General features: G+C 52.3%; 15 protein-coding genes and 2 pseudogenes. 7 read left to right on the top strand and 10 right to left on the bottom strand.

Features of this window, described 5'->3' with window-relative positions; translation table 11 throughout:
* Positions 1 to 2: 2 nt before the first annotated feature.
* The 8 genes from C1N53_RS21995 to C1N53_RS21960 form a co-directional block, all read right to left on the bottom strand.
* The gene (locus C1N53_RS21995) at positions 3 to 2,030 is read right to left on the bottom strand and encodes a heavy metal translocating P-type ATPase (RefSeq protein WP_137761643.1); all 2,028 of its coding nucleotides are present in this window, start codon (positions 2,028 to 2,030) and stop codon (positions 3 to 5) included.
* 56 nt (positions 2,031 to 2,086) lie between these two features.
* Positions 2,087 to 2,845, bottom strand: coding sequence for a helix-turn-helix domain-containing protein (locus C1N53_RS21990; protein ID WP_137761642.1), 759 nt, complete (start codon positions 2,843 to 2,845; stop codon positions 2,087 to 2,089).
* Positions 2,846 to 3,074: 229 nt separating this feature from the next.
* The gene (locus tag C1N53_RS21985) at positions 3,075 to 4,283 is read right to left on the bottom strand and encodes an efflux RND transporter periplasmic adaptor subunit (protein ID WP_137761641.1); all 1,209 of its coding nucleotides are present in this window, start codon (positions 4,281 to 4,283) and stop codon (positions 3,075 to 3,077) included.
* A 29-nt stretch (positions 4,284 to 4,312) separates the two neighbouring features.
* Complete coding sequence (locus tag C1N53_RS21980) at positions 4,313 to 8,701, bottom strand: CusA/CzcA family heavy metal efflux RND transporter (RefSeq protein WP_137761640.1); 4,389 nt, start codon at positions 8,699 to 8,701, stop codon at positions 4,313 to 4,315.
* A gap of 368 nt (positions 8,702 to 9,069) precedes the next feature.
* Entirely contained in the window at positions 9,070 to 9,330 is a 261-nt protein-coding gene (locus C1N53_RS23045; RefSeq protein ID WP_371415972.1) for a DUF6660 family protein, read from the bottom strand.
* Between the two features lie 288 nt (positions 9,331 to 9,618).
* Complete coding sequence (locus tag C1N53_RS22840) at positions 9,619 to 9,828, bottom strand: GDCCVxC domain-containing (seleno)protein (RefSeq protein ID WP_116541362.1); 210 nt, start codon at positions 9,826 to 9,828, stop codon at positions 9,619 to 9,621.
* A gap of 2 nt (positions 9,829 to 9,830) precedes the next feature.
* Complete coding sequence (gene merTP, locus C1N53_RS21965) at positions 9,831 to 10,436, bottom strand: mercuric transport protein MerTP (RefSeq protein ID WP_116541363.1); 606 nt, start codon at positions 10,434 to 10,436, stop codon at positions 9,831 to 9,833.
* Between the two features lie 5 nt (positions 10,437 to 10,441).
* On the bottom strand, positions 10,442 to 10,819 hold the full coding sequence (locus tag C1N53_RS21960) for a metalloregulator ArsR/SmtB family transcription factor (RefSeq protein WP_137761638.1): 378 nt from the start codon (positions 10,817 to 10,819) through the stop codon (positions 10,442 to 10,444).
* Positions 10,820 to 10,996: 177 nt separating this feature from the next.
* Between C1N53_RS21960 and C1N53_RS21955 the strand changes: the two genes are divergently transcribed.
* The 3 genes from C1N53_RS21955 (at position 10,997) to C1N53_RS21945 (ending at position 14,651) form a co-directional block, all read left to right on the top strand.
* Positions 10,997 to 12,841 carry a DUF6035 family protein gene (locus tag C1N53_RS21955; RefSeq protein ID WP_137761637.1) on the top strand — a complete coding sequence of 615 codons (1,845 nt, stop codon included), beginning with the start codon at positions 10,997 to 10,999 and terminating at the stop codon, positions 12,839 to 12,841.
* Positions 12,842 to 12,966: 125 nt separating this feature from the next.
* Positions 12,967 to 13,683: a DUF6088 family protein gene (locus C1N53_RS21950; RefSeq protein ID WP_137761636.1), complete on the top strand. Its 717-nt coding sequence runs from the start codon at positions 12,967 to 12,969 to the stop codon at positions 13,681 to 13,683.
* Complete coding sequence (locus C1N53_RS21945; RefSeq protein ID WP_137761635.1) at positions 13,680 to 14,651, top strand: nucleotidyl transferase AbiEii/AbiGii toxin family protein; 972 nt, start codon at positions 13,680 to 13,682, stop codon at positions 14,649 to 14,651. Before C1N53_RS21950 ends, C1N53_RS21945 begins: the two co-directional genes overlap by 4 nt.
* A 79-nt stretch (positions 14,652 to 14,730) precedes the next feature.
* On the opposite strand, the gene C1N53_RS21940 is transcribed toward C1N53_RS21945, so the two are convergent.
* Together C1N53_RS21940 and C1N53_RS22950 are read right to left on the bottom strand one after the other, a co-directional pair.
* A complete protein-coding gene (locus C1N53_RS21940) occupies positions 14,731 to 14,940 on the bottom strand; it encodes a heavy-metal-associated domain-containing protein (RefSeq protein ID WP_137761634.1) in 210 nt (69 codons plus the stop codon).
* A gap of 113 nt (positions 14,941 to 15,053) precedes the next feature.
* Positions 15,054 to 15,250: pseudogene (locus C1N53_RS22950) on the bottom strand (hypothetical protein); the annotation flags it as partial.
* 399 nt (positions 15,251 to 15,649) lie between these two features.
* On the opposite strand from C1N53_RS22950, the gene C1N53_RS21930 reads away from it, so the two are divergent.
* From C1N53_RS21930 to C1N53_RS21910, 4 genes and pseudogenes are all read left to right on the top strand, one after another.
* Positions 15,650 to 16,084: a hypothetical protein gene (locus C1N53_RS21930; protein WP_137761633.1), complete on the top strand. Its 435-nt coding sequence runs from the start codon at positions 15,650 to 15,652 to the stop codon at positions 16,082 to 16,084.
* 153 nt (positions 16,085 to 16,237) lie between these two features.
* Positions 16,238 to 19,444 (top strand): annotated as a pseudogene (locus tag C1N53_RS23040) (efflux RND transporter permease subunit).
* Complete coding sequence (locus tag C1N53_RS21915) at positions 19,431 to 20,690, top strand: TolC family protein (RefSeq protein ID WP_137761630.1); 1,260 nt, start codon at positions 19,431 to 19,433, stop codon at positions 20,688 to 20,690. The pseudogene C1N53_RS23040 and the gene C1N53_RS21915 overlap by 14 nt, the downstream one beginning before the upstream one ends.
* A 79-nt stretch (positions 20,691 to 20,769) precedes the next feature.
* Positions 20,770 to 22,086: an efflux RND transporter periplasmic adaptor subunit gene (locus C1N53_RS21910; RefSeq protein WP_137761629.1), complete on the top strand. Its 1,317-nt coding sequence runs from the start codon at positions 20,770 to 20,772 to the stop codon at positions 22,084 to 22,086.
* Positions 22,087 to 22,088 lie beyond the last annotated feature (2 nt).

The raw sequence follows: 22,088 nt of genomic DNA, 5'->3' as shown, positions 1-22,088 counted from the left end.
GCTTATTTAAACTTCATTCGCTGGATCCGTACTGCGTTCAGTATGGCCAGGAAAGCGACGCCCACGTCGGCAAACACGGCCTCCCATAGACTGGCCAGGCCGCCAGCCCCCAAGATCAGCACGATGGCTTTCACCACGAAGGCCAGCGTGATGTTCTGCCACACGACCTGCTTGGTCTTCTTGCCAATGTCGATGGCCGTAGCGATCTTGGAAGGGTGGTCTGTCTGGATCACCACGTCCGCCGTCTCAATGGCTGCGTCCGAGCCAAGCCCCCCCATAGCCATGCCCACATCGGCCAGTGTGATCACCGGCGCATCGTTGATTCCGTCGCCCACGAAGGCAACTGTCCTGCCCTCTGCTTTCAGCTTCTCCACTTCGCTTACTTTATCCTGCGGCAGTAGGCCTCCATATGCCTCATCCAGTTGCAGCTCACCAGCAACCTTCTGCACGATGCTCTCCTTGTCACCGGAAAGCATCACCAGCTTATTCACCCCCAGCTCACGCATTCTCCTCACAGCCAAGGGAGCGTCCTCTTTAACTTTATCAGCAATGGTGATGTAACCTGCATAGGTTCCGTCTACGGCCACCAACACGATCGTTTCCACTATCTCCTTCACGCTGGAATCATAGACAATACTGTACTTATCCAGCAATCGGGTATTTCCCACCAGCAGCTGCCTGCCCTCCACTTGGCCCTTCAGTCCATGACCGGAAATCTCCTCCACGTTTCTCACCGAGAGGCTCTGGTAGGTCAGCCCCACTTCTGAAACAATAGCCTGGGCGATCGGGTGCGTGGATTTACTCTCCAGTCCGGCTACAGCCTCCAGGAACCAGGCCTTATCATCCAGTAATGTCTCTACTCGCTGTACCTTAAATACCCCCTCGGTCAGCGTGCCGGTCTTGTCCATCACTACCGTGTCTACCTGCGTCATTAGGTCCAGGAAATTAGCCCCCTTAAACAGGATGCCGTTACGTGAGGCGGCTCCGATGCCCCCGAAGTAGCCGAGCGGGATGGATATCACCAGCGCGCAGGGGCAGGAGATGACCAAGAAGACCAACGCCCGGTAGAGCCACTGATTAAAATCATAAGCCTCCACGAAGAAGTAGGGGATGAAAGTGAGGCCAAGGGCGAGGAAGAAGACAACAGGCGTGTACACTTTGGCCAGACGGGTGATAAGCTGCTGCGTTTTGGCCTTGCGGCTACCGGCCTCCTCCACCAGCTGCAATATTTTGGAAAGGGCACTGTTTTCATAAGCAGAAGTTACCTTCAGCTCGATTACCCGGTCCAGGTTAATCATCCCGGCCAGCACCGTCTCGCCCTGCTTTTTAGTATCTGGTTTAGACTCGCCTGTCAGGGCGGCGGTGTTGAAGGAGGATCGTTCAGAGAGCAGCTCCCCGTCCAAAGCCACCTTTTCGCCGGCCTTCACCTGTACTACATCCCCCACTTGCACCTCTTTCGCCTTCACCGTCAATACCCCATTAGCGGTCACGAGCCCAACCTCATCCGGCCTGTTGTCGATGAGTGCCTTGATAGAACGCCTGGAGCGCAGCACAGCTGCTTCCTGGAAGTGCTCACCTATGACATAGAAAAGCATCACAGCAACTCCTTCTGCATATTCGCCAATATAGAAGGCACCCAACGTAGCCATGCTCATCAGGAAAAACTCATTGAAGAAGCTGGAACGCAGGCTTTTGATGGCATGCCACACCACCCGCCAGCCCACCAGCACATAGGCTATACTGTAAACTGCAAAACGAAGGTAACCTGTAAACCAAGGGGTGTCCAGGTAGTCAAGCAAAATGCCTCCCAGTAGCAGGACAAGGCTGATGGCCGTGGGGATGTAGGAAGCCTTTGCCTCTTCTTCTGCCTCCTCATGCTCCTGAGCCCCCTTAACTTTTGTTCTTCCATCTGTAGAGCAGCATTCTGCCCCCACATTCGGCCCTGGTGCTTCCGCTGTCCTCGGGGAAGTGATCTCCAGGGGCTTGAAACCCGTCTCTATCGCTTTATTCTTGCTGTCTTCACTGTTCATAATTCTTCTGTTTAAGATGCTGCCTTTTGCGTGACCCTGTACTTTCAGAGGCCTTCCTAGCTCATTCTTTCAATATACTCCAGGGCCTCTGTTACCTCTAGTTCCCGGGTGCTTACGCCCTCCCGGATATAAAAATGCGAGCGCTCACCCACGTGCACGTAGACAGGGAAGGAAGCACGTTTTACCTGTATACGACAAATGTCTTTTCCCTCAACTACCTGGAAGCTTACCTTTAACAGTGCGCAGCAGCTAGGTTCCAACACGCTTTCTACCACCTGCAGGAGGTGCTGACGAAAATTCTCGCGGCCTGAGTTTCCCAAAACCTTATAGTCTTCTTCCATTCCCCTACAGCTGCCGTCCTTGTCCACGCCAATAAAAAGAAAGCCCCCTTGCGTGTTCATCAAGCCTGCCATTGTACTAGCTACAGCCAGCGCCGGACCAGATGAGAACTTTGATTGCCCAGGAGCTCCCAGCATTCTTGGCAGTAGGGCAACAACCTGAGTCTCTCCCACTTTAATGAGGCCCATGATTTGCCTTACGACCTGAAACTCCCTTATTGCCTGAAGCTTTTTATTACCGGTTGCTACTCTCAGGAGGAAGATTGCTAATAAGAGCCCAAGCAGCAGCCAGAGGATGTATTGCTCTGAATCTTGAAAGGAGAAGTTGCCCTGAATTATCAGGACAACTTCTCCCAGCCAAGACTTCTGCTTATGTGGCGCCTCGATGTTGCCCACAGAAAGCATCAGTGGGTATAGGGATACCATAGCAACTGCTATCCATGCCACTATCCATAGTATTTTTGACTTTACACTCATTCTTCCACATACTACACGGTGAAGAAGCACGCTCTACAAGCTCATTCGGTTACCTGCGCGGGACATAAACGACTTATTCACTACCTTGGAAGAAGCTCTTGCGGCTAACTCTTCCACCATGTTCTCTTCCTGAAGAAAGTGAAAACGGCACGGATACTGAGCGCTTAGCCCCTTTGATTGCCTGCAATAGGTTTCTCTGCAGGCAGAGAAACCTATTGCAGGTCCAGGTTTAATGATGTCCGCCCTCGTCCTCTGAATTGCGCATCTTCGAGAGCAGTGAATAGGCTCCTTTGGTGACGAAATTTGCTGAGGCCGTATCTACACCGGCAGGAAGCGCCACCTGCACGTAACCGCTCTCTGCCACGCCTTTTTCTATCGGTACCATCCTGAAGCGCTTCATGACTGCCTCACCTTCTTTCTCCTCTCCTGTGAAGAGGAAGATGTAGTCATTCCCCGCATCCTGGACCACAGCCGTTTCCGGTAAGGCTAATACCTGCTGTCCGTTAAGCTCGACATTGGCCTTCACAAACATCCCCGGAGTCAGCTCTTTGTCCTGCTCTTTCATCTGAGCCAGTACCTGAATCGTTCGCTCCTGGCTTATCTCTTTGCCAATAAGGTGAATCGTGGCCACACGCTGCGCCGCCTGCTCATTTGGCAAGGCGTACCAGACAGGCTGCCCAACTTTTAAGGCAGCTACATCTTTTTCAAATACAGTAAGCTCCACAAACATTTTATCTGTATCCGCTATCCGGAACAGCACATCCGTGGGGGCGACATACTGGCCGACACTTGCGTTTATGAATGTGACATACCCATCAATGGGGGCATATATGGGAAGTATACGGCTAATACCGCCCGCTCTTAGGGAGCTTGGATTGACTCCGATAATCCTTAGCTTTTCCTCCAATCCCTGCACACGTGCCTGCAGGCTTCTGTATTCGGCTGTTGTCTGCTGGAAGGTCTTGGCGGCCGTTACTTGTTCTTCCGCCAGTTCCTTCTGCCTTTGGTATTCCTGCTCCATAAAGCCTAACCTACTTTTTGCCTCCAGGTAATCCTGTTGCAGGGTCACAAAATCAGGGTTCTCGATCCTGGCGATCAGCTGCCCTTTCTTCACGCGCTCCCCTTCCAGCAGACTGGTACCCTTGACGAATCCCCCCATAGGGGCGCTCACCGAGGCCGTGCTCTGAGGTGGTACTTCCAATTGCCCCGTCACAACGAGGCCTTTGCTGAGGTTGCGCATTTCCGGCTTGCCCAGCGCAATGCCTGCCACCCGGTACTGCTCCGCGGTCAGTTCCGCTACGTTGGGGTTTTCCTCTTCACCGTGGCCAGCTTCCTGCTCCTGTTCTGCTTCATGGGTAGGGGCAGTTTCCTCATTGCACGAGGAGAAAAACAGTAAGCCTGCGATAAAAAATAGATTTATGTTCAGAATCCTTTTCATGTGGGACAAATTCAGCTTTAAAGTTTTTATTATTGGTTTTCTATCAGGAAGTTCAGCTCGATGACTGCCCTGTCGTACTGGTAGAGGGTATCCAGGTAATTGGTCCTGATGGCCAATGCCCTGTTCAGGCTAAGGATGTAGTCCTGGTAGTTAATTTCCCCTGCGCGATAAGCCCGGGTAGCCTGGTTGATGATTAGCTCTGCCTGTGGCAGGGCTGTCTGCTCATAATAGTCCAGGCTACCCTGCAGCTTCAGCGCCTGCTGAAGTGCACCCTCTACGTCTGCCCGCAGCTCGTTTTGTGTATCCTGTAGGTTCATTTGAGCTGCGTCTGCCTGTATCCTAGCCGCCTCTATACGACTCCTCTGTGGCTTTGCCCACAGTGGGATGGCCACGCCGAAGGACACCTCCTGGGGCGCCTCGAACTCCTCTCCCCCCCTTTTTCCATGATTCCCGGCAATGGTTCGGTTCGTATAGCCCAGCTGTAGGTCCGGCAGTAGCCTGGACCGCTCCAATTTGGTTTCCGCCTGCCGCACCTCGACCTGTTGGCGGGCCAGTCGGAGCCGCGGATTCCGCTCCAGCATTTCCTCGGTTATGCCTGGCAGGGGCAAGCGGCTGAGTACCGTGTCTGCCGTGGCTACCAGCGTGTCGGTTGCCAGCAAGGCCTGCAGGCGCTCCTGGAACACGGCCCTGTCGGCCTCCGCCTGAAAGACGCTGTTGCGCACTTCCGACAGCTGCGTCTCGGCCGTCACCTGCTCCAGCAGGTGAGTCTCACCGGTCCGGAGCCTGACCTGGGCGGCCCGGAGGAAAGCTGTGTACAGGCTATCCTGATAGGTGAGCAAGCTGAGTCGGGAGCGTGCATAGACTATTCCGTAGTAGTTGAGCCTCACGTCGCGGACGACTTCCCGCTGGCGCTGGGTCAGGCCGATCCTGCTTGCCTGGGTGAGTTCCCCGGCAAGCTTTGCCTGTCTGGCATAAAGAGTCGGAAAGGCAAACGTCTGCAACACAGAAACCTCAGTGTCATACTCTCCAGACTGTAGCTTACCGGTGGAGTACTGCAGCTGCGTCTTATTGATGTCCCAGGCTGCCCCTTTGAGCGACTGGCTCCTCTTGACGCCAAGCCTGGCGGCCTCTACGGAGGGGTTTCGGTTAATTGCCTTGGCAACGGCCTCATCGAGCGTGTACACTTCTACCGGATGCTGCTGCTGGGCCTGTGCCGGCTGCGCCCTGCCCATAAGCAGGGCAACCGTGGCCAAAACCGTCACTATCGCGGTTGCCGGAAATCCACTGTCACTTGCTTTGCGTTGCTTTCTGCTGGAGAGATACCCTTCGATGAGAATATAAAGCACGGGCAGCACCACCAGCGTCAGCATGGTGGAGGTGATAAGCCCTCCGATCACTACCGTGGCCAGTGGTTTTTGCACCTCAGCCCCTGCCGTGTTGGAGAGCGCCATCGGCAAAAAGCCAAGGGAGGCCACCGCAGCCGTCATCAGCACGGGGCGAAGACGTGTGGAGGTGCCGTTGAGCACCACATCCCGCAGGCTCAGGCTATTGTGCTCCTTGCGCTGTCGGTTGAATTCAGCGATGAGCACAATACCGTTTAACACTGCCACCCCGAACAAGGCAATGAAACCCACACCGGCCGATATGCTGAAGGGCATATCCCTCAGCCACAGGGCCAGTACGCCCCCGATGGCCGACAGCGGTATGGCAGTGAAGATGAGCAGCGAGTGGCGCACGGAGCCGAAGGTGAAATACAACAGTAGGAATATCAGCGCCAAGGCAGCCGGAACAGCCACCGAGAGCCGCTTGTTGGCTTCCTGCAGGTTCTCAAACTGCCCCCCATACGTGACAAAGTAGCCCGTGGGAAGCTGCACCTGCCGGTCTATTTTCTGCTGCACCTCCTCCACCACGCTGGCGACATCCCGCCCCCGGACGTTAAACCCCACGATGATGCGGCGCTTGGCGTCCTCGCGCTGTATCTGGTTTGGCCCTTGCCGAAACACAATGTCTGCCACTTGCTCTAGGGGCACCTGTACCCCATTCGGTGTAGTGACAAAGAGCTGCCGCACATCGGCTATGTCCTGTCTGTTCTCGTGCGTGAGCCGCACGACCAGGTCGAAGCGGCGGTCTCCCTCGTAGACCATCCCGGCGCTTTGGCCGGCAAAGGCCGCGTTGATGGCTTGGTTCACCGTCTCCACGTCCAAGCCGAACCTGGCTATCTGATCCCGTTTGATGTCCACCACGATCTGCGGCAGGCCGGACACCTGCTCCAGGTACAGGTCCTCGGCCCCCTGCACGGTGGACACGATGCTGCCAACCTCTTGGGACAGCCGGGTCAGCTCCTGCAGGTCCTCTCCAAAGATCTTGATGCCCACGTCCTGGCGCACCCCGGAGATCAGCTCGTTGGAGCGCAGCTGGATTGGCTGTGAAACGCCAAAGGTAACTCCCGGTATGGCCTCCAGCGCCTCTGTCATTTTGTTGGCCAGCTCCTCCCGTGTCTCCGCACTGGTCCACTCCTCCTTGTCTTTTAAGGTAATGGTCACGTCGGCGGACTCCATCGGCATGGGGTCTGTCGGTATCTCTGCCGCGCCGATTTTGCTGATCACATCTTTAACCTCAGGAAACTGCTCTTTCAGGATACGGGAAGCCAAGGTTACTTTTTCAATCGTCTCAGACAAAGAGCTCCCGGTCAGCAGCCTTGTCTCCAGCGCAAAATCGCCCTCCTCCAGGGTGGGGATAAACTCGCTGCCCATGCGGGAGAAAAGCACCAGGCTCAGGGCAAACAAACCTACGGCTATGGCCAAAACAAGTGCCTTGAAGCGAAGCGCTCCATGGATGATCGGAGTATAGAGCCGCTGGAAGAAATCCATCATGCGGTCGGAGATGGTGCGCTTGTGTGTAATGTTCTTGTTCAGCAGCAGTGCCGACATCATGGGCACGTAGGTGAGCGAGAGGATGAAGGCCCCGAGTATGGCAAAGGAAACAGTCAGCGCCATGGGCCTAAACATCTTGCCCTCTATACCAACCAGCGCGAGTATCGGCAGGTACACGATCAAAATGATGATCTCGCCAAAAGCAGCGGCGGAGCGGATTTTCCGCGCCGATTCGTACACCTCCTCATCCATTTGCGCCTGCGTCAGCCTGCCTTTGCTGCGCAGCCCCAGGTGGTGCATGGTCGCCTCCACGATGATGACGGCCCCGTCGACGATAAGGCCAAAGTCGATGGCTCCCAGGCTCATCAGGTTACCTGTCACGCCGAACAGGTTCATCAGGATGATGGCAAAGAGCATGGCCAGCGGAATGACAGAGGCTACCACCAACCCTGCGCGGAAGTTTCCCAGGAAGAGCACCAGCACGAAAATTACGATCAATGCCCCTTCAATCAGGTTTTTCTCCACTGTGCCGATGGCGCGCCCGATCAGCTCGCTCCGGTCGAGAAACGCCTGGATCTCCACGCCCTCGGGCAGTGACTTCCTTATCTGTTCGAGCCGCTCTTTGACCCGGTCCACCACCTGGTTGGTGTTCTCGCCCTTGAGCAGCATCACAATACCGCCCACGGCCTCCCCTGTGGCGTCCGTAAGGGCACCGTAGCGGTTGGCACTGCCGAAGCGTACCTGGGCAATGTCAGAGATTAGCACAGGAGTTCCATTGGCAGTGTTAGTGACCACGACCTTCTTGACCTCATCCAGGCTGCTGATAAGCCCCTCGCTGCGGATAAAGTAGGCGTTGGGTTTTTTGTCGATGTAAGCCCCACCCGTGTTCTGGTTGTTGCGCTCCATCGCAGCCAACACGTCACTGATGCTCAGGTTATAGCTGCGGAGCCTGGCAGGGTCGATGGCCACTTCATACTGCTTCACAAAGCCCCCGAAGCTGTTAACCTCCGCCACGCCGGGCGTTCCGAGAAGCTGCCGTCTGATGATCCAGTCCTGGATGGTACGCAGCTCCATCGCGTCATACTGCTTCTCATAACCAGGCTTGGGATGCACGACGTACTGGTAGATCTCGCCCAAGCCTGTGGAAATGGGGGCCATCTCCGGGCTGCCTATGGCTGGGGGTATGATGTTTTTGGCCTCCACGAGCCGCTCGCTCACCTGCTGGCGGGCCCAGTAAATGTCCACATTGTCTTCAAACACAATGGTCACCACCGAGAGGCCGAAGCGGGAAATGGAGCGCACCTCCTCAATATCGGCGATGGTGGACATGGTCTGCTCCACCGGGAAGCTGATGAGGCGCTCTACTTCTTGGGCTGCCAGGGAGGGGCTGGTGGTAATCACCTGCACTTGGTTGTTGGTGATGTCGGGTACGGCATCGATGGGCAGCTGCGTGACGGAATAGCTGCCCCAGACAACAAGCGCAAGGGTGAAGATACCGATGATGAACTTGTTGTAAATGGAGAAATGTATAATGCGGTCAAGCATAATTAAAGTTTTTAAATCAAAATTCTGTTAGGTTATTTTAAATGAACAGAGAAGAAATGGTAAGCCTTGGCGATGACGGCTAAAGCGCCCAGGAGGGTGGCAGCAATCAGGACGGCCATTTTTAGCCGCCTCTGCCACTTAGGTTGCCGCCCCCGCCAGTTGTGTTGCCTATTTCTCTGCCCTGGTTTCCTTCTCTTATTGGCTTTTTTCTTGCTTACTTTTTTCAATTCCGATTGGCAAAATGTTTTAGAATGCTCTCGTCGGGTTACTGCGTTCTGAATTCGAAGGAATAAACAGGAACAGAAGGACACGTACATACCAGTGCCGGTTATGTACAGGTCTGTTCACAAAAAAGAAAGGGAAACGGGTTAGGCTACCTTCGGCGGTTGCCAGATGGAATAGGAAAGGAAGGGGATAAAACTACTCTTGTACAGATCCACCTTCTGAATTGCCTGCTGTGGGGAGGTGTGCTCGATTACGGCTGTGCTTTGTGCCTGAAAATGGGTATGGCAGCAATGGCAGGAGCAAAATGGGGAGCATCCATCCGCAATATTATCCTGATGGTCCTGATGTGTGCCAGCCATAGCCACTGCCTGCCGTTCACTCGAAACCGCACTTGCCCTGTCCATGCATGGTTTCAGGGAAAGCGTGAGCAATAGCAGAATCAATATGGAGAGTATAAACCTCATTCAGTGCAAAGGTAAGAGAAAAAATAATGCAATGGCATTGCGGATGTTGAAATTATTCCTATAATGATCCCTTGAAAGGGCCAATATAATGTTACGTTAGTTTACGCCTTTAAGATGGTACTTGCTAAAAGATTAAGAGTTAGCTGGTGCTAATCTATAGCTCGAGCGTTCTACGCTGCAAATTCTGCTGGTTTACACTATCCAATGATAAAAATAGTGATAAACAACCTAGCAGCAGCTTCTGCTTTGCTGAATAGGCGGGCAAGGGACTGTGCCGTAGGAGCAGTACACGCAGCAGTCCCCTGGCCTCGGTTTCAGAAGCTTCTTGCACTTTTCACACGCATAAAAGTACTGGCAGGCATCTGTGGGCATCTGCTCTTCCTTTCGATGCCCGCACTCCGGACAGGTGATAACTGAGCTTAGACTAGTCTCTCCCATGCTTACTTCTTCTTAGCTACCTCCACTGTATAGCCCGTCTTTTTAGCCGCCTGTAGGATATCCAAGGGCTTCACCCTTGTGCTGTCGTAGGAGATGGTGGCGCTTCCAGCCTTGTACGAGGTGCTCACATGAAAGACTCCCGGCACCTCGCCTATCACCTGGCTCACCTGCGCCTCACAGCCCGCACAGGTCATTCCCTCCACTTTCAGTTCCATTGTCTGCTTAATGTCGCCCTCGGCACCGTTGGCTATCGGATTTGTTTGCCCATAGAAAGCACCTGCATAATTTGGGAAGGTAAGCAGAAGCAACGCAAGGCAACTCACCAATAGCAACACCCTGTTCGACTTCCAGAATGAGAACTTATCATTTTGCTCACAGTCGCAGCTAGAGGCTGACCTGCCCGGTTTCAGACGTTGATACCACGCCAAGCCCAGGACTGCGATGGTAATGCCTATCAGATACGGCCTGAGTGGTTCAACCCAGTCAAAAGAAGAAGCAACCCCTGTGGCACCTACCATTACGGCCAGCAGCGGTGTGATGCAGCAAAGAGAGGCCGTAAATGCAGCCACTATGCTGCTACCCGCAAGCTTAGATGAAGTATTTCTCATTTCACTTAGTTTGTTTTTATTTCTATTTCCCTGATGATTAGCTCCAACAGGGGCTTTATTACTTCCTGGCGCTCCTGCTTTAGGGAATAGAACACGGTCTGCCCTACCTTCTTACTTTGGATGATGTTAGCATCCTTGAGCTTGCGCAGGTGCTGCGAGACAGCGGGCATGGTCATTTGCAGCACGTCGCTTAGATCACAGACGCACAGCGATTCCTCCTGCTCCAACAGGTATAGTAGCTTAAGCCTTGTCTCACTCCCTGCCAGGCTAAAGACCTGGCTCAGGGTCTGTATCATACCGGCTGCAGTCTCCAGCCGATCAGAGCATAGTTGCAGTCTTTCTTTATTGGTGTAAACCCGAATACATAACTTCTCTTCTTCCATAGCAATTTCTGTCAAGCAAATTTAATAAATGATAAGTATTTAAGCAAGTACTTAAATACTTGCAAATGTTACTCAATGGTACAACCGATGGTATCAGTATTGCCACTATTTTCAGCACTAGAGGATTTAACACAACTTCATAAATTTTATGTTCTACTCCCTCATCAACTGAGGCTTATGAGACAAGTAGGAAAACTGACCATTGAAGATGTCCTGAATTATGAAACAGGAGAGCAAGTGAGCGCATATATTTTTTTTAAAAAGCCTTTAGATGAAATCACAGAGCACCGCTCAGAGTTACAGAAAGCTATTCAAGGTTACCGGGAGCCGCTGTACGTCTGCTATTACTGCAAGCAGCTGATCAGGATCAGGGGTGGGAATTTTAACAGCGGAAAAAGTAAAAAGGACAGCTTCCACTTCGCTCATCTAAAAGATAGCGCAGCCTGCCATATAAAAACCAACCATGTATACACACGGGAGGAGGTTGACCGCATCAAATACAATGGTGCCAAAGAGAGCGCACTGCACATTCACCTCAAGGAACAGATCGCTGCTTACCTGAACAAAAACAGGTTGTTTAAAAAGGGGGTATCCTCTGTTGAGATAGAAAAGGTTGTTAAAAGCAAGCTCATTGAAAAGGAGTGGCGTAAGCCTGACATCAATGCCTCTTTCCAGGATAAGCGCGTGGCTATTGAGTTGCAGCTTTCCACCACCTGGCTGAGTGTGATTACCGGCAGGCAGCATTTCTATCAGGAAGAGGGCAGCTATATACCCTGGGTGTTTCATAAGTTCAGCCTGGATGATGATGTCAGAAAGCTAACCTATAATGATGTGATCTTTACCAATCACCATAATGCTTATGTTTTCGACGAGGAATGTAGCAGGAAATCAGATCTTGAGAACGATCTGGTGCTGAAGTGCTACTACAAGAAGTATTACCGGCAGGGGCTTGAGATAATGGATACCTGGGAAATGACTTATGTTACCCTTTCCGACCTGACCTTTGATACCGTAAGCTATAAAGTCTACTTTCACGATGCGAAGAAGGAGAAGAGAGAAGTGGAACTCGCCGTTGCCCGGGAAAGAAACAGAAGAGCCCTCCTTGAAAGGGAACAAGAAAATGAAGCCGAAAAACGCAGGGCCGCACAGGCCAGAATCCTGGAGCAAAGAAAGGCTGAAGAGAAAAGAAGAATAGCTGCTCATACCGAGTTAAAAGAAAACCTGTCAAAATTAACCCAGCAGCTTCACGGGCTCCAACAGGAGAAAGATAGTGCGGAGAGGAAAGCACAACGATTACAGGAAAGAGTAGAGAACAGGATGCAAATCCTAACAAATCTTATAGCTTTTGCTGATAAAACTTATGACCTCATAACTGGTAAAAGCCGCTCAAACCCTTTCCACAGGAACTTCGAATACGGCCATTATGAAATGGTGAACACACTGCGTGCAGAGTTCCTGGAGACTGGCAAAGAGTTAGAGGCAAGCTTTGCGCGGGCATTCGTAGAGAAAGGTTACTGGCTGAAGAAGCAGGCCGACCTTCCTACACTGGGGCAAATAACAATAGCGGGAGTAAGTTACCAAATTCTACCTGAGGTAGATCAATACTTCCATCTGATAAGACCTCATTATGCTCGAGTGAAATATATACCGAAGTCAGCTGTGGGAACGCTTTTCGAGGGGGCTGAGCTTCGGTCTGTGCTTTCTGAAACTAACCTATTGGAGGTCTTTACCAAGAGCAGCTTATTTCTCTTGGTTGAACATGGTCAGGATGTATTGACCTTTTCTGATAAAGTAGAGGCTTGCCAGAGATCTATTTCGCGCATTGACGAGATGCAAGTAGAGTTAAAGATTCAATTGCAAGATAGGATAAAGCAAACTTTTGAAGCGGAGATAGCTGACTCTAAACTCGAAAAATCGAATATTGAAATCAGTAGTGAAGCATTAGATGGTGAGATAAGCGTTTTGCAAGCAGAGGTGGTAAGCTTGAAAAGCGTCCTGGATGATTTAAGAGGCTCCTTTTAAAGCACTTTCTTTTATTTTGTCAAGTTTAATAACAAAAAAACTTGACATGTAATAGCTAAGCTACTACCTTTATAGAACCATTAGGCTAAACCAGTGCACAACTTAGAAAGGAAGTGATGAGCATTATGCAGAAAGTCCGGGAAAGAATCGAGCAGGCACAGCCCGGGCAGCTGCTGACTTACGCCGATTTTCAGGTAAGCGACAGCCAGCTGGAGGCCCTGGCAGCGGCACTCAGCCGCCTGGTCAGGCAAGGGGTGATCAACCGGCTGGCTAAAGGCCGCTACTACAAGCCAAAGGAAACCCTGTTTGGCAAAGTAAAACCCTCGGAAAAAGAGATCATCAAGAGCCTGAGCACCTCCAAGGGAAAAGTCAAAGGGTACGAGAGCGGTTTGGGGCTTTACAACCAGCTGGGCCTGACCACGCAGGTCCCCCGGGAGGTGACGCTGGTGACCCGCAAGCAGCGGCGGGTCACCAGCGTCGGGAAGACCAAGATCCGTTATGTCCAAAGCCCCACCAGCTTCAAGGAGTCCGACATAGACAAGCTTCAAATCCTGGACGCCCTGCGCGGTTACAAGAAGATTCCGGACCGTAACAACAAAAAGACCATCCTCATTTTACTGGAGTACATCAGGAAGCTGACTGAGCGTGACACATCACGTCTTATAGAGCTGGCGCTGGACTACAACCCAGCTACCCGTGCCCTGCTGGGAGCCCTGCTGGAGCAGCTGGGATATGCTAAGGAGGCAGACAGGCTAAAGCAGTCACTCAACCCGCTGACTAAATACAAACTGGGCATTAGCGAGAGCATTTTGCCCAACAGAAAAGACTGGAATATTATATGAACCTGCACCAAAACCCGGAGGTGTTCCGGGACGCCATCACGGCCACGGCAGAGGCACTGCAGATCAGGGATGTGTATGTGGAGAAAGACTACTGGGTGACGCTGGTGCTCTATAGGCTGGCCCACTCCCCCTACGTGGAGCAGGCCATCTTCAAGGGCGGCACCTCCCTGTCCAAGGCCTACAACCTGATTGAGCGCTTTTCAGAGGACATCGATCTAGCTATCAACGCGCCCGAAGGCATGACCAACAATCAGGTCATGCAGCTAATCCGCAAAATCTCAAAAGAGATCACAAAGGATATGGTTGAGGTAGATGATCCGCACCGGACCAGCAAGGGCTCCCGCTTCCGAAAGACGCTGCACGACTACGGGGCCTCCGTGCAGGGAGACTATGGCCAGGCGACCGACAGGATTCTGGTGGAGATCAACTCCTTTGCCAGCCCTAATCCACACCAGCTGATGCCGATCAAGACCTACATCAGCCAGTTTATGGCTCAACGTGGCTTGCTGGATATGATCCGCCAGTACGGGCTTGAGCCTTTTGAAGTGAATGTGGTCAGCCTGGAACGCACCTTCACAGAGAAAGTGCTGGCCCTGGTGCGGACCTCTTATGCCGAAAACCCGGTAGATGAATTAGGTAGCAAGATCCGCCACGTATATGACCTGCACACCATGCTAAAAGCACCCGCAGTGACCGCCTTTCTGCACAGCGAGGGCTTCTTTCAAATGATCAAGGCCGTGCAGGCTGATGATGCCCGCAATAGTGAGTTTCAGGGGGGCTGGGCCATGCAGCCGTTGGATGCCTGCCTTCTGTTCGCCGACGTGAGAGGAACTTGGGGCTCTCTGGCTACGGCTTACCTACAAGAGTTTCGTTCTCTGGTATATGGTACGCTGCCTGACCCGGAGGAAATAGTAGCTGTTTTGGAAATAATCGCTGCACGCATCAGAGAGCAAAGGAGCAGCCTCTGAATAAGATTATGAGCTAAATATAAAGTAAGCGGAAAAATTTAGCAAAATAGCTGGCGCGTAAGCACCAGCTATTGTACACTTACAGTGTCTGTGCCTTAAAACCAGCTCTTTCGACAGTGGCAATAATTTCACTGGCAGATAAAGAACCTGTTTTCACGGGGAGAACTTTGTCTTTATTGGCTGTATCCACACTCCACTCGCAAACACCCTCAGTAGCATTAAGTACTGGGGGCACATTAGAAACACAGCCTCCGCAATTGATTTTGGTTTTAAACTGTAGCTGCTTTATCCTTTTGTATAGCTAGTTTTCTTACTTTATTTTTATCACTACAAAAACAGCACCTGCCTAAGTGTGGTCTGTTACACAATCCTTCTTATTTTTTACTTATTTATCTTGCTCCTCTATATTTTCTGCGCCTTTAGCTGCAAACTGTTGGTCATCACTGACGCAGAACTCAATATCATGGCTACTCCTACTCTCATCGGATTTAGCAGGAAGCCTTGTAGCGGGTGAGTATCCCAGCCGTGATGGAAATGCCTATTAGATTGTGGATGAAGGCCCAGAACAGGTTCTGCCTGATCATCCGCCCTGTATGCCTCCAAGAAAGATTCTGCACTCCGGGAAATTGTATCTTCGTCCTTCCCAGGCTGTTATGCAATTTAAGCTGAGTGCTGCAAGTTTTACAGGATGGTTGTTAAAGGTTTGGTTTCAGTCGGAATGAGTTTTCCCACAATAAGCCAGGAAGTTTCTATCTGCCAACGTATCTTATGGACACAACACACGGCAGTGTAGATAATCTTCAAGCAGTATTAAACAAAAGGGAGTAAGCATTTCCCTGTTGTCAGAAACCTCATAATAGCTCTTATTTAAATTATAATCCATCCGCGCGATCATACGCCTGATGGGTTGTTTCGCAAAGAATTTATAAAACATTCCGCTATTTATGTAACAAACTCTGTTACATATGCTTTATCTTTGCAAAAGTTTAAGTCACACTATGAAGCTGATCCGTCACCTGATCCTACTTGTCCTGACCTTCGTGGTGCTTGTCTCTTCGACCGGCATCTCGGTGGGCATGCATTTGTGTGAGGGTGAGTTAGAGGATCTTTCCTTTTTCGGAGCCAAGGCAGATTGCCCGATGGAACAGCAGCAACAAAAACTGCCATCCTGCCATAACGTGCCTGGCTCAGACGATTCTGCATCCGCCTGCTGCGATGACCACACGCTCCACCTGGAGCAAGCTGATGCCGCCTCAGATTCCAACGCACAACTTCTTACCAAAGCCTTAGACCTGAAATTTGTAGCCGCTTTTAAAGTGGTTATACTTCAGCTATTTGCTCCTGAAGCAGAACAAGCGTCTACCTACGCGCTGTATAAATCCCCCCCTATTACCCGCGACATACCTGTGCTGTTGCAAACCTTCCTGATTTGACCTTACAGATTGTGGATGCCATAATGTGACTGGCGTAGCTGTGTCTTTTATAAAGATTCAGGCTACTCAGATCATACTTATACGTTGGCCTCACTCTATACTTGCTGCTTTTCAGTAGCTCCTTCTTTCCTGTTAAGGTTAATTCAAATTCACATGATTGCGAAGTTAATTTCTCTTTCGCTCCGTAACCGGTATATCGTTCTGCTCATCTCGGCGGTTCTATTCGGATGGGGCTTGTATTCAGTACAGACAAACAAGGTGGATGCCATCCCGGATTTGTCTGAAAACCAGGTGATCGTTTTTACCGAATGGATGGGCCGCAGCCCACAGATTATCGAAGACCAGATCACTTACCCCCTCGTAACCAACCTGCAGGGTTTGCCCCAAGTGAAGTATGTGCGGGGCAGCTCCATGTTCGGCATGAGCTTTATCTACGTCATCTTTGAAGACGAAACAGATGTGTACTGGGCAAGGACCCGCGTGCTGGAACGCCTCAACTCTGTTGGCAACATGCTGCCGGAAGACGTCACCCCTACCCTGGGACCAGACGGTACCGGCGTGGGCCATATCCTGTGGTACACCCTGGACGCCCCAGGCATGGACCTGGGGGAGCAACGCGCCGTCCAGGACTGGTATGTGAAGTTTGCGCTGCAGAACGTGAAAGGCGTCAGCGAAGTGGCCTCCTTTGGCGGTTTCCAGAGGCAATACCAGATCACGCTGGATCCTAATAAACTTACCTACTATAAACTCTCGGTGCCGCAGGTTATCCAGGCCATCCGCTCCAATAATAACGAAGCCGGTGGCCGTAAATTCGAACTATCCGACATCGGCTATATCATCAAAACCACAGGCTATTTACAATCTACGGAAGAGATCCAGAACATTGCCATCGCCACCAACAACTCCATACCGGTGCGGGTGCGCGATGTGGCCTCGGTGCAGATGACAGGGGAAAGCCGCCTGGGCATTTTCGACCTAAATGGCGAGGGCGAAGCGGTGGGCGGCATTGTGGTGATGCGCTACGGCGAGAATGCCGAAGAAGTGATCGACCTCGTGAAAGTGAAGATGGAAGAGGTCGCCAAAGGCCTTCCCGAGGGCGTGAAGTTCAACATCGTTTACGACCGCAGCGGCCTGATCAACGAATCGGTGGACTCCATCAAAAAGACCCTGATTGAAGAGATGCTGGTAGCCTCCGTGATTGTGTTTCTGTTCCTCTTCCACTGGCGCAGCGCACTGGTCATCATAATTCAGCTGCCCCTGTCAGTCGCCATTGGCTTTATACTGCTCAACGCCTTCGGTATCTCTTCCAATATCATGTCGCTTACCGGCATTGCCCTTTCAATCGGTGTGATCGTGGACGATGCGATTGTGATGGTAGAAAACTCCTACCGCCATCTGGCTGACGCGAGCAAGGGCAAACCATGGGAGGATTAACTGTAGTCTTTCAAGAAGAAACTCAACATGAAATTATCAAAAGAAGATAGAATCCGGATCATCGAGAAGGCTGCCAAGCAGGTGGGGCCCAGCGTGTTCTGGAGTACCGTGATCGTCATAACCTCTTTCCTGCCGGTATTCCTGCTCACCGGCCAGGAAGGCAAGCTGTTCGGCCCGCTGGCCTGGACAAAAACATTTATCCTCATCGTGGATGCCATCATAGCCATCACGCTGACACCAGTGCTCATCTCCTTTTTCTTAAAAGGGAAGTTTAAAGAAGAAAGCGCCAACCCGATCAACAGGGCGTTGGAATGGGTGTACGGACCGGTGCTGAAGTGGTGCCTGAAGTGGCGTAAAACCACCATCGGGGTCAACATTCTGGCCTTGTTGGTTTCCATCCCCATGCTCATGAGCCTGGGCACCGAATTTATGCCGCCGCTGGACGAAGGCTCTATCCTGTTCATGCCGGTAACATTGCCTGACATTTCCAACGCCGAGGCCAAGCGCATTCTGCAGGTGCAGGACAAGATCATCAAATCAGTGCCTGAAGTGGAGAGTGTGTTGGGCAAAGCGGGTCGCGCCAGTACGGCCACCGACAATTCCCCGATCAGCATGATCGAAACGATCATTATGCTCAAACCACGGTCGGAATGGCGCGAAGGCATCACCAAACAGGATATCATCCGGGAACTCGACAGCAAGCTACAGATCCCGGGTGTGGTAAATGGGTGGACCATGCCCATCATCAACCGCATCAACATGCTGGCTACCGGCATCCGGACCGACGTGGGCGTGAAAGTGTATGGACAGAACCTGGACTCTATCGCGTCGGTATCGGAAAAAGTCCGGTCTGCCTTGCGTGATGTCGAAGGCGTAAATGACCTGTTCGTAGAGCCGATCACAGGCGGCAAATACCTGGAAATAGACATCAATCGGGAAGCCCTCAGCCGCTATGGCCTGACCGTAGACGACGTGAACATGATCGTGGAGTCTGCATTGGGTGGCGCACCGATAGATAATACCATTGAAGGGCGCAAGCGCTTCTCCATTAACGTACGCCTGGCACAGGAATACCGCAACAGCGTGGAGCGGATTGAGCGCATCCCCATACAGACGGCTTCGGCAGGTACTATTCCGCTTTCTTCGGTTGCCACGGTGCGTTTTACCGAAGGGCCTCCGATGATATACTCAGAGAATGCGCAGCTGCGCGGGGCCGTGCTCTTTAACGTGCGCGACCGCGACCTGGGTAGCACTGTGAAGGAAGCCATTGAGAAGATAAATACAGAAGTGACCGGTCTGCCCAACGGCTATTACCTGGAATGGAGCGGTCAGTGGGAAAACCAGGTGCGCGCCAACCAGACCCTGCAAATCATACTTCCGCTGGTGGTCCTCATCATCTTCTTTATTCTTTACTTCTCTTTCAACTCTTTGAAAGAAGCCTTCTTCAGCCTGATCACCATCCCGTTTGCCCTGATCGGCGGGGTATTCATTGTCTACTTCTATGGCGTCAACTTATCGGTAGCGGTGGCAGTAGGCTTCATCGCCCTGTTTGGTATGGCCATCGAAACCGGTATGCTGATGGTGGTATACCTGAACGAGGCCATACACGAGCTGGTGACGCTGAAAGGCAACAGCAGCGAGACCATCACCAAGCAGGACATCCGGGACTATGTGTTCAAAGGAGCGGTAAAACGCCTTCGCCCCAAGATCATGACCGTGTCGGTATCGCTGTTCGGCCTGATCCCGGTGCTTTGGGCAACTGGTGTGGGCACTGACGTCATGCTCCCGATCGTGCTGCCGCTGATCGGAGGGGTTCTTACCTCTTCCATCCATATCCTGCTGGTAACCCCGGTGGTGTTTGAAATGACGAAAGAGTATGAGTTAAAGAAGCACGGCAAATTAGAGATATACGATGTTAAGCATTAAGAAAATAAATTGGTTGTTTGTGTTTGTGTTGCTGGCTGGCACCCCGGTGCTGGCCCAGCAGCAACACACCATCAACTTAGACAGCGTACTGCAGCGCATCAGCAACAATAATCCGATGCTGCAACAGTACAACTATAAGGCAAAAGCGATGGATGCCTACGCTGAAGGCGCAAAGAGCTGGATGGCGCCCATGGTAGGCGGTGGTGTGTTCATGGCCCCTTACCCGGGTGCTAAGGTCATGGATGAACGCGATAAAGGCTCCTTTATGATCTCAGCAGAACAGGACATACCCAACCCGGTAAAGCTTCGCGCCAAGGAGAAATACATGCAGTCGCGAGCAGGCGTCGAGCAGGCGGCGAAGGATGTGACCTATAACCAGCTTCGTGCGCAAGCTAAAACCGCCTACTACAACTGGGTGGTGCTGGAAAAACAACTGGCCGTGCTCAAAGACAACGAGCGGATCATGGAATACATGCTGAAGCTGGCCCGTATCCGCTACCCTTACAGCCAGGGCAAACTGGGCGGTGTGTACAAAGCAGAAGCCCGGCTGCACGAGGTGAAGAACATGCAGGTGATGACCGCTACGCAGATCGAACAGCAGAACGTGCAGCTCAATATCCTCATGAATCTGCCCAAAGAGCAGAAGTATAAAATCGATACCGCCGTAGCGGTCCCCGTGCCTGACCAGCTGACCGTGGACACCACCTACCTGAGCAGCGCTCGCAGCGACATCCGCCAAGTGGATAGAACGATTCAATCGATGCAGTTGAACGTGGAGATGGAGAAAAAGGAACGCCTGCCGGATTTCGGCATCCGTTTTGACCACATGTACCCGCGCGACAACATGATGCCGCAGCAGTTCACGGCCATGGGTATGGTCTCGATCCCGATCGCCCCCTGGTCGTCGAAGATGTACAAGGCCAACACCAAGGCCATGAACCTGGAAATACAGGCCATGCAGCGTGAGCGGGAAGCCATGCTCAACGAGGCGGAGGGCATGGCGCGAACCATGGCACTCGAACTGAACACGATGCGTGTGCAGGTTGAAAATTACAACAACAGGATCCTCCCGGCGCTGAAGAAGAACTACGATGTGACCCTGCTGGCCTATGAGCAGAACAGCGAGGAGCTGCCTTTGGTGATCGACGCCTGGGAAGCCCTGAACATGGCGCAGATGGAGTATCTCAAGCTTCTCCAGTCACTCTATCAGATGACGGTGAGCTATGAAAAAGAAATAGAGAAATAAATTGCGGTTGAGTGACTGTGCAAAGGATTTGATTCAAACCTTGACACACAGCCACTCGATCACTCACTCAAAATCAAACATGAGACGATATTTGAACATACTCTTCCTGTTGACAGCGCTACTGGTAGCTGCCTGCTCGGTGGAGGAAAAAACACATGCAGAGGGTGAAACGGAGTATACCTGCCCCATGCACCCGCAAATTGTGCAGAACAAGCCCGGCACCTGCCCTGTCTGCGGTATGGATTTAGTCCCCAAAACCGTACATGGCGAAGGCGTTGAAATTACCGAGGACCTGGCGTTTCTGCTGAAACCGACGACTGGCACGGTGGTAGCCGGCATTACCACGACAAAGCCTGCGCAAAAGGCGACTCAGACCACCGTGCAGATGGACGGCATCATCACCTATGATCCGCGGCGCGTTTACACGGTCCCCGCCCGCGTGGGCGGCCGCATCGAAAAGCTGTATGTCAAATACAATTTCCAGCCGATCCGCAAGGGGCAGAAGCTGATGGAGGTGTACAGCCCGGACCTGATCACGGCGCAGCGCGAACTGCTCTACCTGGTGAAGGCTTCACCTGAAGATCAACAGCTGATCGCTTCCGCCAGGCAAAAACTGCAGTACCTCGGGGCCACCAACGAACAGATAAACCGCCTTATCCGCAAAGGCGAAGAGAGTTATACCTTCACGCTCTATAGCCCCTACGACGGCTACGTAATTGATCTCAATACAGCTTCTCCGGCCGCTTCTACCGGTATGGCCGCAGCTACTCCTGCAGCCGGCTCCGGTGGCGGCATGGACGCCATGGGCGGAGGCGGCGCCGCAACCCCAACACCTACTTCCGGGGCTTCAACTAATCCAGCCGGACAGGCCATCCAGTTGCGCGAAGGCATGTATGTAAGCGTAGGGCAGCCGCTGGTGCAGGTGGTGAATGCCGAGCAACTGTGGGCCGAGTTTAATGTGCCTGCCGGACAGATACAGGCCCTGTCCAAAGGCAAGCCGGTGAAGATCTCTTTCCCACAAATCCCAGGTGAGCAGCTTGATGGCAAGGTGGATTTCTTTCAGCCGTTCTTCGACGAGGGGGAGAGCTTTGCCAAAGTGCGGGTATACCTGCCAGGTAATGCAAAACTGGCAATGGTGGGGCAACTGGTCACCGCAAAAGCCAGCGTCGACACGGCTCCTGCCCTCTGGGTACCCCAGGCGGCGGTGCTGGATATCGGCACCAAAACGGTGGCCTTCCGGAAAGCGAACGGTGTGTTCGAACCGGTAGCAGTGACCACAGGCGCCAGCGCAGGGCATGAGATCCAGATCACGGCTGGCCTGGAGCAAACCGATGTGATCGCCACCAACGCCCAGTTCCTGGTCGACAGTGAAAGCTTTATCAAGGTTAATAATTAAAG

It is taken from the genome of Pontibacter sp. SGAir0037 (genome assembly GCF_005491705.1).
In the GTDB taxonomy this organism is placed as follows: Bacteria; Bacteroidota; Bacteroidia; order Cytophagales; family Hymenobacteraceae; genus Pontibacter.
Note: the sequence above shows the minus strand (reverse complement) of the source record. Positions and strands in the feature narration are given on the sequence as shown.